Source organism: Nocardia sp. NPDC003979 (genome assembly GCF_053605015.1).
Genome location: NZ_JBSGIJ010000002.1, coordinates 517,315 through 530,510, shown reverse-complemented (window position 1 = coordinate 530,510; position 13,196 = coordinate 517,315). Strand labels below are relative to the sequence as shown.

At 66.0% G+C, this 13,196-nt stretch carries 12 protein-coding genes and 1 tRNA gene; 7 read left to right on the top strand and 6 right to left on the bottom strand.

Annotated elements, in window-relative coordinates; genetic code table 11:
* Positions 1–247 precede the first annotated feature (247 nt).
* Complete coding sequence (locus tag ACWEVR_RS06065) at positions 248–883, top strand: hypothetical protein (RefSeq protein WP_452466024.1); 636 nt, start codon at positions 248–250, stop codon at positions 881–883.
* A 1,012-nt stretch (positions 884–1,895) separates the two neighbouring features.
* On the opposite strand, the gene ACWEVR_RS06060 is transcribed toward ACWEVR_RS06065, so the two are convergent.
* A complete protein-coding gene (locus tag ACWEVR_RS06060; RefSeq protein WP_452466023.1) occupies positions 1,896–2,579 on the bottom strand; it encodes an HAD family hydrolase in 684 nt (227 codons plus the stop codon).
* A complete protein-coding gene (locus ACWEVR_RS06055) occupies positions 2,576–3,421 on the bottom strand; it encodes a GntR family transcriptional regulator (RefSeq protein WP_452466022.1) in 846 nt (281 codons plus the stop codon). The genes ACWEVR_RS06060 and ACWEVR_RS06055 overlap by 4 nt, the downstream gene beginning before the upstream one ends.
* A 219-nt stretch (positions 3,422–3,640) precedes the next feature.
* On the opposite strand from ACWEVR_RS06055, the gene ACWEVR_RS06050 reads away from it, so the two are divergent.
* From ACWEVR_RS06050 to ACWEVR_RS06030, 5 genes are read left to right on the top strand one after another with little or no spacing between them, the layout of a single operon-like run.
* Positions 3,641–3,862: a hypothetical protein gene (locus tag ACWEVR_RS06050; protein WP_452466021.1), complete on the top strand. Its 222-nt coding sequence runs from the start codon at positions 3,641–3,643 to the stop codon at positions 3,860–3,862.
* A gap of 2 nt (positions 3,863–3,864) precedes the next feature.
* Positions 3,865–4,326 (top strand): hypothetical protein, encoded by a 462-nt coding sequence (locus ACWEVR_RS06045; protein WP_452466020.1) that lies wholly within the window; start codon positions 3,865–3,867, stop codon positions 4,324–4,326.
* Complete coding sequence (locus ACWEVR_RS06040; RefSeq protein ID WP_452466019.1) at positions 4,323–6,050, top strand: replication initiator; 1,728 nt, start codon at positions 4,323–4,325, stop codon at positions 6,048–6,050. The genes ACWEVR_RS06045 and ACWEVR_RS06040 overlap by 4 nt, the downstream gene beginning before the upstream one ends.
* A 10-nt stretch (positions 6,051–6,060) precedes the next feature.
* A complete protein-coding gene (locus ACWEVR_RS06035; RefSeq protein ID WP_452466018.1) occupies positions 6,061–6,261 on the top strand; it encodes a helix-turn-helix domain-containing protein in 201 nt (66 codons plus the stop codon).
* Positions 6,230–7,483: a tyrosine-type recombinase/integrase gene (locus ACWEVR_RS06030; protein WP_452466017.1), complete on the top strand. Its 1,254-nt coding sequence runs from the start codon at positions 6,230–6,232 to the stop codon at positions 7,481–7,483. Before ACWEVR_RS06035 ends, ACWEVR_RS06030 begins: the two co-directional genes overlap by 32 nt.
* Positions 7,484–7,604: 121 nt before the next feature.
* Here the strand turns inward: ACWEVR_RS06030 and ACWEVR_RS06025 are convergent.
* The 3 genes from ACWEVR_RS06025 to ACWEVR_RS06015 all read right to left on the bottom strand — a co-directional run bounded on the left by ACWEVR_RS06025 (position 7,605) and on the right by ACWEVR_RS06015 (position 10,030).
* A tRNA-Pro gene (locus ACWEVR_RS06025) sits at positions 7,605–7,678 on the bottom strand.
* A gap of 66 nt (positions 7,679–7,744) precedes the next feature.
* Positions 7,745–9,028 (bottom strand): hypothetical protein, encoded by a 1,284-nt coding sequence (locus tag ACWEVR_RS06020; protein ID WP_452466016.1) that lies wholly within the window; start codon positions 9,026–9,028, stop codon positions 7,745–7,747.
* Positions 9,029–9,067: 39 nt separating this feature from the next.
* On the bottom strand, positions 9,068–10,030 hold the full coding sequence (locus ACWEVR_RS06015; protein ID WP_452466015.1) for a metallophosphoesterase: 963 nt from the start codon (positions 10,028–10,030) through the stop codon (positions 9,068–9,070).
* Positions 10,031–10,163: 133 nt separating this feature from the next.
* On the opposite strand from ACWEVR_RS06015, the gene ACWEVR_RS06010 reads away from it, so the two are divergent.
* The gene (locus ACWEVR_RS06010) at positions 10,164–10,628 is read left to right on the top strand and encodes a GatB/YqeY domain-containing protein (RefSeq protein ID WP_067494932.1); all 465 of its coding nucleotides are present in this window, start codon (positions 10,164–10,166) and stop codon (positions 10,626–10,628) included.
* A gap of 51 nt (positions 10,629–10,679) precedes the next feature.
* On the opposite strand, the gene ACWEVR_RS06005 is transcribed toward ACWEVR_RS06010, so the two are convergent.
* Positions 10,680–13,058 carry a penicillin-binding protein gene (locus tag ACWEVR_RS06005; protein ID WP_452466014.1) on the bottom strand — a complete coding sequence of 793 codons (2,379 nt, stop codon included), beginning with the start codon at positions 13,056–13,058 and terminating at the stop codon, positions 10,680–10,682.
* Positions 13,059–13,196: the final 138 nt, after the last annotated feature.

The window sequence follows — 13,196 nt, the reverse complement described above, 5'->3', positions numbered from 1 at the left end:
GGGGTGACAGGATTTGAACCTGCGACCTCTTCGTCCCGAACGTTGCTCCGGGGTGCTTGGTGTTCTCACCGAGTGCCATGGAGCTGGGAGCGAGTCTCTTCTAGTGCGGTCGTGTACCGGGCCGTGTCGGGGCGCCTGCTGCCTTTTCGCTGCCTAACCTGCGTTCACGGGTCCGGCGTCCCGGCTGAGCCCAGGTTAGCGATCAATTGAGCTGCGAGTCAGGGAGACGGTAGGGCATGGTGGTTCGATGAAGCATGCCACTATGGGCGGTGAGTTCGATGAGCTGTACACAGCTTTGGGCATGTTGGTAGTTCGAAGCAGTGCGCTTGAATGTGAGCTCAGACACCTAGTTTCGTGGTTCGCAAACAGTCCAGAGACAGACATCTTGTTCGACGGCCAGTCTGTGGACTGGCTGATCAGCTCGGGAAGGGCGATCCTAGGCGAGGCCGAGGGTCTGCGAAGTTTTGACCTGCAAGAGGTTGCGCGCTTCGACTCGGCGCTGGTCGCAGCGAGAGAATTGTTCCGAGTTCGCAACCTGTATGTTCACGGTGACTGGTCGAAGAAGAGCTACCTTGACGGGTGCACACTCCGCCCGCGAAACAGCCCGGAAGACTCCCGCATCTTTTACGTGGTGCGTAGCCGGCTCCGGAAGGGGCTTGAGGAATATCAGGCTGCCATCGTTGATATAGAGAATCTCGCAGACAAGATGCATGGACTAGCCGTCGAAATCGACGACGCTGTGCGCCGCGGCAACCGCCTACGGTGGGCCATGGACAGCTGTGGCATGGATGGGTACTACGAGCTTGACTGGGATAGGGATGTGGTTTTGGAGGCCCTCGCCCGCGCAGGCCGAGCTACCCACGTCAATACCGACGCCGGGTGACTTCCCTTCCCCTGCTTCCTCATACTGGCCATCTCTGTACTGAGGGAAGGGCTAGTCAAGGGTGCCGGTAGGCATCACGGAGTGACGCGAAGCGCCCTTGACTCGCCCGTACCGAAGTCAGATCATCGGGCCATGAGGAGGCGGGCGTCTGGCACTATATGCCGCGCTGGTCTTCGGGTAGGCACAGGAGGTACAGCCAGTCGCGTACCGCCAAGGTTGCATAGATCTGAGCTTGTGCCTGGATCGCGGCCAGCGGGACTTCATTCGGGGGTGTGGCAGCGAGAATGGCGTCGGCCTGGTCTGCGTACCTCGTAGCGCGAGTCAAATAGTCGTCCATGGGCTGAACGTACGCCGCGCAGACCGATGAACCGTGTAGGCATCGGGCGCCAGTCGGGACCACAGCCAGTTGATCCCGGCGAGTAGCCATCACGTAGTGACGCCGCAGGCGCCCTTGACGCGTGAGTGGTGTACGAACAAAATTCAGGCCGACCCAGACCAGGGCCACGCGGCCAACGGTCGCGATAGCAACCGACCTCACCGCGGCTTCGTTCGGCAATTCCTCGCACCCGGTGAGTGCCTTGGTGGGCGGGCAGAGAAGCTGAGCATTTCGACCGACCGGATCGCACTCGGTGACCCGGTACGCGAGTCCGGCAGGCTGGTCTAAGAGGCAAGCGAGCGAAGCTCGTGCGGCAGCACCGTATGAGAGGCGGTGTGCTGGTAGCCGTCGATCGGGCAGAGTGCCGGCCGATTCGTGCTCGCGAATTCCGTTCAGCAATTTGGTTCGGGCCGCATCGTGTCCAGGCCAACAGCGATGCTGTCTGAGCTGTCGGAAGTCTGGCGGCCTGCTGATAGCGCGTGCTCGTCGCCGACGTGCCGACGCGCCCAGGCGGCGCCTTACCAGCCTGGGTGCGCGTCGCAGCGCGGCGGCGGCGCGCACGCGCCGCCGCAGGCGCCTTGACTCTATATAGCGAAATTCAGCAACGACTCCGTGCGGTGACGGGCGCTGCGGTGGCTACCGCGAGTCGACTTGGCAGTGAACGGCGTCGAGTAGCGCGGACATGCTGGTGATCGTCGCGGCTGGCGCGTAGGGAGCGAACCGCTCGACCTTGCCGGGCTTGTTCGCGTATGCGATCGCGGGGATGGCTGCGGAGTTGGCGGCCTGTAGGTCGGTAGCTGAATCGCCGGTGAACGTGGCGGCCGCGGCCTCGATTCGTAGGCTGGTCAGGGCGGTGTGGAGTAGGTGCGGGCTCGGCTTGAGTGCTGTGTCGGCTGAGCTGCGTGCGTAGATGCCTGCGACGTGGGTCCGCAGGCCGTGGCGGCGGAGATAGGCGTCGATCGCGGCAACGGAGTTGTTGCTGACAATTGCGACTGAACCGCCGTGCCTGGCTGCTCCATCACGAATTACGTTGTGGGCGTGAGGTGTTGGGGTTGCGACTGCGACGGCTTCGACCTCGAGGCGGGTTAGTTCTTGCTCGGTGGAAACGGCTACGTCGTCGGAGAGCTGAGCGGCGTAGTCGAGTAGGTCGAACGGGTCGGACGTGGCGCTGAGGTGCGCGGGGAGAGGAACACCCATCGCGGCGCCGAGTCGTTCGGCAACACGTCGGCTCGACAGACCAGCGAACACGGAACAAACGGGGCCGTCGAAATCGAGCAGGAGGCACGGCCGGGCGGCGATGAGGGCAGGGAGTTCGGTCATGGCCGGTAGTCCTGTGCGACCGAGTTCCAAATGCTGTCGAACCACAACAGCGACTGCGCGACGAACTGGCTGCCGGTCGAGTCGGGGTCGGCATCGCTGGCGTGGTGGAACAGTGTCGCGTCCTTGCCCATCAGGTCCCACATCGCGACGTTCTCGCCTTCGAGCGGGATCGTGTGCTCGACAACGGGGTAATACCCGGAAAATGCCTGTTCGCCGTTGAGTATGTACAGCTTGAACAGCGGGACAGCCGGGTAGGTCCTGATCTGAGCGGTTGCGGCGGGGACCAGGCCGAGCCGACCGAGTTCCTCGACTGACTCGACGATCGCGCTGCCGTGGCGCTCCATGATCTTGGTTGCACGCTTGCGGAAGGCAGGGCTGTCCTGGAGGTCATCCACGCGGGCCGGGAGTGACCACGGCTGCGACGGGTCGGGGAGTAGCAGCCGAATGCTCAGGCTTTCGGGTCGAAGCCGTCCCTCTCGGATGCGGTCGAGGGGTTCGGCAATCGCACCATGCAGGGTTTCCCCGGAGAATCCGGCGAAGTCGACGGTGACGTTGGCCGACTCGAATGCCTGCTCGATGTGTGGGCGAAGGCCGACGGGGCGTTCCGTCCGTTCGCGAACGTAGGTGCCGCTGCCGGGCCTGCTGACCACCAGACCCTCTTCGCGAAGTGTGCGGATGGCGGATTCCGCGGTGGCCTTCGCGACTCCGAACCGCTCGACCAGTTGGGGGCCGGACGGTAGCCGCTCGCCCGGCGCGAACTTCCGGGTGAGGATGGCGGCGCGCAGGATATTGGCGATCTGCTGCGAGGCCGGACGCGGGTCGTCGGGGTCGATGGTCTCCATTCGCCCAGCATAAGGGTCATTCCCTAGGTAAGTCATGTAGCTATTGACCTCCCTAGGGAGGTAGGTTAACCTGAAAGCTACCTAGGGAGGCTAGGAAGCATTCAACGACACTGGGGAGCCTCGAAAATGTCTAGTCACCTCAACACTCAAACCGCAATCGCCGGTAGCCGACCGTTCTGCTCGACCAACTCCGTCCGTCCCGTGTCGCCCTCGGTCGAGGTGTCTGGCTGGGTCGTTACCTATCCGCCTCGTCCGGCCGCTGGTTCGGATCAGGGTCTGTGCGCGGTCTGCCGGACCGATCACCTCGACGGCGCTGCCGATCACCTGTTCGAGCTGTCGGAGATGGCCCGCCGCACCTCGGTGGTCGAGCCGTGGGACTACCACGCCGCCGCCAAGCGCTACGCCGCTGAGGCCGCGCCCGCTTACGGGATGGGGTACTGATCATGTCCGCTCAGGTGATCCCGCTGCGTCGCTCGCACACCTCGACCCGCCAAGCCCTTCGCCCGCCGCGCTTGACCTTCGCCGGTGTGTGCATCTGGTGCGATGAAACCGACTGCGTGCACCCGGAATGCCTTGCCCTGCACGATGTTTCGGAGTGGCGGGTGTGCCGGTTCTGCGGTGGCTCCGGCCAAGCGTTCGCGAACTCGTTCGACTCCGGTGGTGCCTGCTCGTGCGCGTTCGGGCTCGCCCTGGTCGCTCCGGTGGTCTACCGGTTGCGTCCCTCGCCGGGCTCTCGCGGGAGTCGTGAGGTCGGGCACTGGTCCTCGTACTGGGATGCGGAGTTCAACCCGCATTATCACCGGCCGCTGTTGCCCGCTCGGTGCACGACGGCCGATCCCTTGCCCGAAGCGATGTCGATCGCCGAACGCGAAGCCCGTGCCGCCCAGGAGGCCACCGCTCTATGACCACCGCACCGATTGTCGGGCTCGCGCCGAACCGCGAAACCGCTGCCGATCGTCGCGCGATGCCAGACCTGACCGACATCGCCGAACAGCTGGCCGAGAAGGAAGGCGTGTGCGCCCGGGTGGTGCCCATGCGGGCCTTCGACCCGACCACTTCCCGCACCTCGTACGTGGGTGCGCCGTGCAAGTCGACCGTGGCGTCGGTCTGCCCCGCGTGCGCCAGGGCCAACCGGTACCTGCGGATGACCCAGCTTCGCGAAGGGTGGTGCGCCGAACGTGAACCGGTCGACCCGACACCGGTCGTCACCCAGGCACAGCAGGACGTATTGGGCGCTCGCGCACTGCTTTTCACCGACTACCACGACGCTCGCCGCGCCGGGGATCACGAACTCGCCGAAGCGATCAAGGCTCTGGTGGCCGACCTCGACACCGAGCTCCGCGAACTCGGCGTGCGTGGCCGACTCCCGGCCCTCGATGAGAAACCGCGCCGGAAAGCGAAGTCGACTCGTCGCCGGGATGATGTGCCGGACCTGCCGCGTAAGAAGGTGAACAAGAACCTCACCGTCGGCGCTGCCTTCGCTGAGGGCAAGTACCGGCCCTCGACGTTCTTCACGCTGACGCTGCCGTCGTACGGGTCGATCAACCGGGTCTGGGATCCCGAGGCGAACAACGGCAAAGGCGAGTGGGTCTCGGACGGCTCCCCGCGTGACCCCGAGACCTACGACTACACCCGGCAAGCCCGTGACACGATCCACCTCGCGAAGCTGTTCGACCGGTGGGTCCAGAACCTCCGGCGCGCGGTCGGCTGGAACGTGCAGTACTGGGCTTCGGTCGAACCGCAGAAGCGTGGCGCCCCGCATCTTCACATCGCGATCCGGGGTTCCATTCCGACGAAACTGCTGTACCAGGTGACGGCCGCGACCTACGTCAACGTGTGGTGGCCGCACTTCGACCGGCCCGTCTACAACGACGACAACATGCCGGTCTGGGACTACAGCGTCGGCACGTTCGTAGACCCCCGAACCGGTCGCCCGTTGACGTACTGGGACGACGCGCTCGCGGTCATGGATACCGTCGATGACCTCGAACCGGCCCACACGATGCGGTTCGGTGGGCAGGCCAAACCGGTGCAGATCATCGCCGGGACCGAGGAAATGGACAACAAGGTCCGCTACCTGACCAAGTACCTCACCAAGTCGATCGCCGAAGTCCTCGAACCGGACTCGACCCGCGTCGCCGTGCACTACGACCGACTCCACGCCGAACTCCAAGACACCCCGTGCACGCCCGAATGCGGGGTCTGGCTGCGGTACGGCATCGTCCCCAAGGGCGCCGACGAGAAGACCCAGCCCGGCCGGTGCAAGCGCAACGCACACCGCCGCGACACTCTCGGCCTGCCCGGTCGTCGCTGCCTGACCTCGGGCAAATGGTCGGGCAAAACGATCCCGGACCACAAAGCCGAACGCATGGACTTCGTACGCGCCGAACTCGCCAGTGTCGGCATCTTCCCGCCTGACACCTCGCACCTGCGGATCACCCCGGTACGTCCCGGCGACAAAGATGCGCCACCGCGCTCGCACCTGGTGATGAACCTCATCACGCGACGGATCAACGAACGCGCCCAGTACACAACGGCCCGCCTCGCGAGAGACGAGGGACCACCAGGTGTTCCACGTGAAACCGTTGTGCCACAACAGATTTCATCCATTCAGCAGTCGGCGGCATAGGAGGAGAACAATGCACATCGTCAAGGCGGAACCGGCCACGTACACGGTCGATCAGGTTGCCGGGTTGCTCGGCATCTCGCGGGGCATGGCCTACATGTTCGTCAACGAGGGGGTGATTCCGGCGAAGCGGATCGGTCGCCGGTGGGTCATCTCGCGAACCGCTTTCGCTGCATGGCTCGATGCGTCCGACAACCTCCCGAAGGCGGGGTAGAGCGGTGGGATTCATTGACCAGACCAGCGCGGGGAAGTGGAAAGCGTTCTGGCGCGACCCGTCGGGTAAGCAGCGGTCCAAGACGTTCCGGACGAAGAAGGAGGCCTCGACCTTCCTCGCTCAGGTCGAGCTGTCGAAGTCGAGCGGTGTCTACGTGTCGCCGCATGCTGGCCGGGCGCTGTTCGGTGCTCACGCCGAGGAGTGGATGAAGTCGTGGAACACCGAGCGGACTACGCGCGCCCGTGATGAGTCGATCATGCGTACTCACGTCCTCCCCAAGTGGTCGACCTGGCAGCTTGGGAAGATCGATCACCTGTCGGTTCAGACCTGGTTGGGTGAGATCGGTAAAGAGCGGTCGCGGGCAACGGTCGCCGAAGCGAAGAGGATGCTGGCCGGGGTGATGCAGTCGGCGGTGAAGAACAAGCTGATCGGTTCCGATCCGACTGCGGGCGTGCGGATTCCGAAGCGGCGCGAGCGGGACACCGACGAACGGCTGTTGACGCGGGAAGAGGTTCGGCAACAACTGCTCCCGGCGATCCAGCCTGCTCGTTACCGGGCGCTGGTGGCCTGCGGTGCCTTCGCCGGTCTCCGCTGGGGTGAGGCTGCTGGGCTGTGCGTCGATGCGGTCGACGTCGACAACGGGCTCATTCACGTGATCCGCACCGTGACCGAGGTAGCTGGACATGTCGAGTTCAAGGCGTTTCCCAAGTCGCGCGCTGGTCGGCGAAGTATCCCTATCCCGGGGTGGCTGGTGAACGAACTCGTGAGCCACATGGAGGACTACGAGCAGGGCGCAAACGGGCTGATCTTCACCAATGAGGTCGGCGGCCCGCTGCGTCGGACCCTGTTCCGGTCTCGGGTCTGGCGGCCCGCGCTGGTTCGTGCCGGTCTGCTCGGCGAGGTGTCCGAAGTCGGGGACAAGTTCGAAGCGGTGTGGAAGAACGCTGAGGGTGAGGTGGAGTCGGAAGTGTTCAGCAAGTACGACCAGGCCGTCCGGATGGTGGCTCGGTCGGAAGCTGGGGGAGTCCGCTTTCATGATCTGCGCGATATGTTCGGAACCTGGCTTGCTGATGACAAGGTGCCGCCGCACAAGATCGCGGTGGTGATGGGGCATGAGAACGTCGCGACGACCTATCAGCACTACATCCGCAAGACCGACGATCACGACGCGGTTCGCCGGGCGATGGGCGACGGTGACGACGATGATTACGGCGACGCCTGAGCGGTGATGCTGCCTTTTCGCTGCCTCGGCGGGCCTGCCAAGGGGGAGAAGACGCGGACATGCAAAAAGCCTCTGACCAGGAGAACCCGGTCAGAGGCTTTTTGGTGTCTCAACCAACACGTCGGGGTGACAGGATTTGAACCTGCGACCTCTTCGTCCCGAACGAAGCGCGCTACCAAGCTGCGCCACACCCCGTGAGGCGAACCTGAAGTAGCTTACAACGTGGGGGTGTGAAACGTTAAATTGGCTGGTCAAGTGGGGTTAGAGGGCGCGGATGGAGCTGAAGATGCGTTTGGCGGTCGCGGGGTCTATGGCGTCGGGGACGCCGGTGTCGGCGATCATGACCATGACGAAGCTGCCGTCCTTGGTGCCTTTGAAGGCGTAGGTGTAGATGGCGAAGGTGGGGGCGCAGCCGGGTGTGGGGGTGGGGACGGTGCCGGTGGTTTCGGTGAACATGCCGGTGGTTGTGCCGTCGATCGAGGTGAGGGGTTCGGCGGGGTGGGGTGTGCCGGTGGCGCCGTCGTAGGCGAGGCGGGCCGCCTTGGTGCCGAGTTCGGCGCCCGCCGCGGCGTGGTCGGTTTGTTTGGAGCCGGTGAGCAGGGACATGGTTCGGGTGGAGCCGGGGCAGTAGTCGCGGCCGTCGGTGGCGTAGCCCTTGCCGATCACCGTGTCGCCGGGCGGTTCGCCGACGCCGCCGATGGTTGTCTCGGTCGCGACCTTCCAGCCGGGTGGGACGTCGTAGGCGGCGCCGCGGTCGGGGGCGGCGACGACCTGGTAGCCCTCGATGAGCGGGGTCTTCCCGGCTGCCGCACCCGTCGGCGAGGGGGTGGTGGATTTCGGCTTGGTCGACGACGGGGCCGGTGAGGTGGTCAGGGCGCTGACCATCGAGGGAGTGCTGGTGCCTGCCGTCGAGGATGCCTCGTCACCGGACAACGCGACGGCCGTGATCGCGACTCCGCCAAGCAGCAGCGCCGCCACACCCGCAGCCACCCAAACCCAAGCTTTCCCACCGGATTTCGGCCCGCCGGGAAGGGGCTGCCCATAAGGCTGCACCCCGTAATGCTCGAGCGGCGGAACCTCACCGTACTTCTGCACGGGCTGGACCCATGAGCCGGCCTGTCCCGCACCGTGATTCCACTGCGCGTTCGGCTGCATCCCGAATCCCGGTGCGCCCCATGAAGACTGTGCGGGGGATTGCCCGGCGCCCCACTGCTGCCCGCCGGGTGCTGATCGGTTCTGGGCCGGGTTGCCGGGCGCTGCCCACGGATTCGGTTGTCCGCCCGGCCCCACCTGGTTCGGAAGCGGCTGCCCCGGACTGCCGGCCGCCTCCCACTGCCCTCGGGCCGGCTGTGCGCCGGGATCCTGCCAAACCTGCGGCCCAGCCGGATTCCACGGCGTCGGATCCGGCAGCCCGGGCGGCGGCCCGGACCCGTCCCACCGCAAGGTCGGCGGCAGACCCGTGCCGCCCGGCGCCCACACCGCCGTGGGATCTGCTGGTTGCGCGCCGGGGTCGCCGGACAGGTTCGGATCGTCGGATGCACTCACGGCCGCCCCCTCGAGACAAGAATCGTTCGGGGGACGACCTTAGCGGGCGACGGCCTCCGAGGCCGAGATGTCGTGTCCCGCATCGGCGGCCGGACGCTTCGGGGGCGCGCCGACCAGTGTGAGCAGGGTGGCTTCGGGGCGACAGCAGAAGCGGTAGGGCGCCCAGGGTGAGGTGCCGATGCCGGCGGAGACGTGCAGCTGGGTGTGCGCACCCCACTGCGACGGACCCTTCACCCGCGACTTGTCGATACCGCAGTTGGTGACCAGCGCGCCGTAACCGGGTACGACCAGCTGACCGCCGTGGGTGTGACCGGCGAGCACCAGGTCGTAACCGTCTTCGGCGAAACGGTCGAGCACGCGGGGCTCGGGGGAGTGGGTGAGGCCGATGCTCAACTGCGCCAACTGGTTCGGCGCGCCTGCCACGGTGTCGTAGCGGTCGCGCTGCAGGTGCGGGTCGTCGACGCCCGCGGTGGCGATGCGGATGCCGGCGACTTCGAGGTCACGGCGGGTGTGGGTGAGGTCGAGCCAGCCGCGTTCGGTGAACGCGGCGCGCAGATCCTGCCAGGGCAGCGGGTCACCGTAGACGCGGCGATGATCCTTGTCGAAATACTTCAGCGGATTCTTCGGAACCGGTGCGAAATAGTCGTTGGAACCGAACACGAACAAGCCGGGACGGGCCAGCAGCGCACCGAGGGATTGCACAACGGCGGGCACGGCCTTGGGGTGGGAAAGATTGTCACCGGTATTCACGACCAGGTCGGGTTCGAGGCGGTCGAGTTCGCGCAGCCACTGCTGTTTGAGTTGCTGACCCGGCATCATGTGCAGGTCGCTGAGGTGCAGAATGCGCAGGGTCGGCGACCCGGGTGCGAGCACCGGCATCGTGGCCTCACGCAGGACGAACGCGTTCCGTTCGATCAGAGTGGCGTAACCGATGCCTGCGACGGCGGCCCCGGCGGCTCCCAACGCGGTTCGGCGGACAGCGGTCGTCGAGATAACGGGCATTTGCCCAGCATAGGTGACCCCCTCCCGGATCGGCGCGTGTGTTTCCGCACAAGAGTCGGGAATTTCACCCGGATGTATCTGTCGGTGTCGAAATGTGATGGGAGTTTTCGGGCGTTCGGGCTACCGTGACCCCATGTCGGAACTGAAAGCACAGCTGCGCGCGGATATGACTTCCGCGATGAAAGCCAAGGACAAACTGCGTCTGTCGACCCTGCGGATGCTGCTCGCCGCGATCCAGAACGCCGAGGTCTCCGGAACGCAGGCGCGCGAACTGTCCGATACCGATGTGGTGGCCGTCCTGCAGAAGGAAGCCAAGAAGCGCAACGAGTCGGCGACGGTCTACGAGCAGAACGGGCGCGGTGAGCTGGCCGCGAACGAGCGCGCCGAGGAAGCGATCATCGAGGAGTACCTGCCAACGCAGCTCACCGAGGCGGAGCTGGCCGAGGTGGCCGATACCGCCATCGCCCAGGTCGCCGAGGAACTCGGTGAGCGGCCCGGAATGCGGCAGATGGGGCAGGTCATGAAGGCCGCGACGGCACTCGCGAACGGCCGGGCCGACGGCTCGCGGCTGTCGGCGGCGGTCAAGTCGCGCCTGTAGAACCGAACGACAAGGGCCGCCGTCCGGACTGGACGGCGGCCCTTGTGGTGTCTAACGCGGCACCGGGATCGGGATCGGTGGCAGACGTGGAATCTGCGGCAGACCCGGGATGGCCGGCGGCGGCGCGGCGGGTGGCGGCGTGGTCGGCGCAGGCACCCGGACCGACCCGTCACTGATGTAGATCGTGACGACCGAACCCGGAATGGCCGAACCGTTCGGCGAGCTGCCCATCACCGTGCCCTTGGGCTGCGAGCCGGGGCTGGTCACCGCCGACACCTGGAAACCGGCACCGACCAGGATCGAGGTGGCCTCGCCCTGTGACTTGCCCGCCACGTCCGGAACCTGGGAGTTGTTCGCGCCGCGCACGTACTTGTCGTCCAGCGGCGGCAGGGCGGGCGGCGGGAACCGGTCGATCACCGGCTTGATCGCGCCGAACCAGGTGCGGGCGGGCTCGTTACCACCGAACAGGCCGTTGGCGTCGCTCGCGCCGCAGTTGCGCAGCGGGAACGAGCAGATCTCGCCGGGGGTCGGGCTGTCGCCGTACACGTAGACCGACGAGGCGAGCGAGTTGGTGAAACCGAGGAAGGCCGAGGAGCGGTGGCTTTCGGTGGTTCCGGTCTTGCCGGACATCGGCGCGTTCCAGCCGTTGGCCCGGGCCGCCGCGGCGGCGGTACCGGAGGTGTCGTCCTTGCTCATGGCGTTGGCGAGGGTGTTGGCCAGACCGGGGTCGACCACCTGCTCGCAGGCCTGCTGGGTGAGCGGCACAGTCTTGCCATACCGGTCGATCACCTCGCGGATCGGCGAGGGCGGGCACCACTTGCCGCCCGAAGCGAGCGTGGCGGCCACATTCGACAGCTCGAGCGGGTTGATCGCGAACGGGCCGAGGGTGAACGAACCCATGTTGTTGTTCTTGATGTGGTCGGCCAGGCTGGTGTTGCCGTGGCCGGAGGTGCCGGGCTGGGTGTAGGCGCGCATGCCGAGGCGCACGGCCATGTCGACCGCGGCGGAGACGCCGACGTCCTGGATCATCTTGACGAACGTGGTGTTCGGCGAGGTGGCCAGCGCGTCGGTGACCGACATCGAACCCGGGTAGTTGCCCGCGTTCTTCACACACCAGGAGTCGGCGGGGCAGCCGGGCGAGTTGCTGTAACCCATGCCCTTGGCCGCGTACACACTCGGCACGTCGACCTGGGCGTTGATGCCGAGGCCCTTCTCCATGGCGGCGGCGGTGGTGAACAGCTTGAAGATCGAGCCCGCGCCGTCACCGGCCAGCGAGTACGGCTGGCCGAGCAGCGTCTCGTTGGCGTCGCGGTTGAGGCCGTAGGTGCGGCTCGACGCCATCGCCAGCACGTGGTGTGCATCCTGACCGGGGGAGACCACCGACATGACCTCGGCGATGTTCTCGAGGTCCGGCGGCGCGTGCTCGGTGACCGACCGCTTCACCGATTCCTGCAGCACCGGGTCGAGGGTGGTCCTGATCAGGTAGCCGCCCTTGTCGATCTGTTCGCGGCTGATGCCCGACTCGGCCAGGTACTGCAGGGCGTAATCGCAGAAGAAGCCCCTGTCCTGGGCGGCGATGCAGCCACGCGGCAGACCCTTGGGCTCGGGCAGCACGCCGAGCGGTTCGGTCTTGGCCTTGCGGAACTCCTCGGCCCGGCTCGGGATGTTCTGGATGAGCGTGTCGAGCACGGTGTTGCGGCGGTCGGTGACGCCCTGGACGTTGGTGTAGGGGTTCAGCTTGGAGCTGGACTGCACCATGCCCGCCAGCATCGCCGACTGGGTGATGTTCAGGTCGGCCGCGTCGACACCGAAGTAGGTCTGGGCGGCGTCCTGGATGCCGTAGGAACCGTTGCCGAAGGGCACCAGGTTCAGGTAGCGGGTGAGGATCTCGTCCTTGGACAGCTCGCGGTCGAGGGTGAGCGCCATCCGGATCTCGCGCAGCTTGCGCGCGGGGGTGGTCTCGATGGCGGCGCGGCGTTCGGCGTCGGTCTTCGCGACGACGAGCAGGTTGAAGTTCTTCACGTACTGCTGATCCAGCGTCGAGGCGCCCTGCTGCACCTCACCGGAGGACGTGTTGGTCAGGAACGCGCGCAGCGTGCCCTGCCAGTCGACACCCTTGTGGTCGGCGAAGCGCTTGTCCTCGATGGACACGATCGCCAGCTTCATGTTGTTCGAGATCCGATCGCTCGGCACCTCGAACCGTCTCTGCTCGTAGAGCCAGGCGATGGGTGTCCCGTTGGCGTCGACCATCGTCGACACAGCCGGGACGGTGCCCTCCACCAGCTCGGCTGACACGTTGTCGACGGCATCGGCGGCCCGGTTGGAGATGAACCCGAACCCACCGGCCAAGGGGAACAACAGCCCGGCGACTAGCACGGCGGCCAGCGCGCAGCTGCCGGCCAGCCTCGCAAGCGTTTGAGTGATCGGCACCGGTCCAGACTAAAGGGTGGCGTGTCGAGGGACACGGTCTGCTGGCCGACGTCGGTTGTCCGGCCGGTGCCAGGGGGGTTGCTCGGGCGTGTCAACAAAATGATCACATCGGCGTGTCGCGGCCGGGCACGCCGGTGA

Bases quoted from the DNA above. Each gene is read 5' to 3' on its own strand.
- ACWEVR_RS06065 (WP_452466024.1), top strand. From the start codon at position 248: ATGAAGCATGCCACTATGGGCGGTGAGTTCGATGAGCTGTACACAGCT.
- ACWEVR_RS06060 (WP_452466023.1), bottom strand. From the start codon at position 2,579: ATGACCGAACTCCCTGCCCTCATCGCCGCCCGGCCGTGCCTCCTGCTC.
- ACWEVR_RS06055 (WP_452466022.1), bottom strand. From the start codon at position 3,421: ATGGAGACCATCGACCCCGACGACCCGCGTCCGGCCTCGCAGCAGATC.
- ACWEVR_RS06045 (WP_452466020.1), top strand. From the start codon at position 3,865: ATGTCCGCTCAGGTGATCCCGCTGCGTCGCTCGCACACCTCGACCCGC.
- ACWEVR_RS06040 (WP_452466019.1), top strand. From the start codon at position 4,323: ATGACCACCGCACCGATTGTCGGGCTCGCGCCGAACCGCGAAACCGCT.
- ACWEVR_RS06035 (WP_452466018.1), top strand. From the start codon at position 6,061: ATGCACATCGTCAAGGCGGAACCGGCCACGTACACGGTCGATCAGGTT.
- ACWEVR_RS06030 (WP_452466017.1), top strand. From the start codon at position 6,230: ATGCGTCCGACAACCTCCCGAAGGCGGGGTAGAGCGGTGGGATTCATT.
- ACWEVR_RS06015 (WP_452466015.1), bottom strand. From the start codon at position 10,030: ATGCCCGTTATCTCGACGACCGCTGTCCGCCGAACCGCGTTGGGAGCC.
- ACWEVR_RS06010 (WP_067494932.1), top strand. From the start codon at position 10,164: ATGTCGGAACTGAAAGCACAGCTGCGCGCGGATATGACTTCCGCGATG.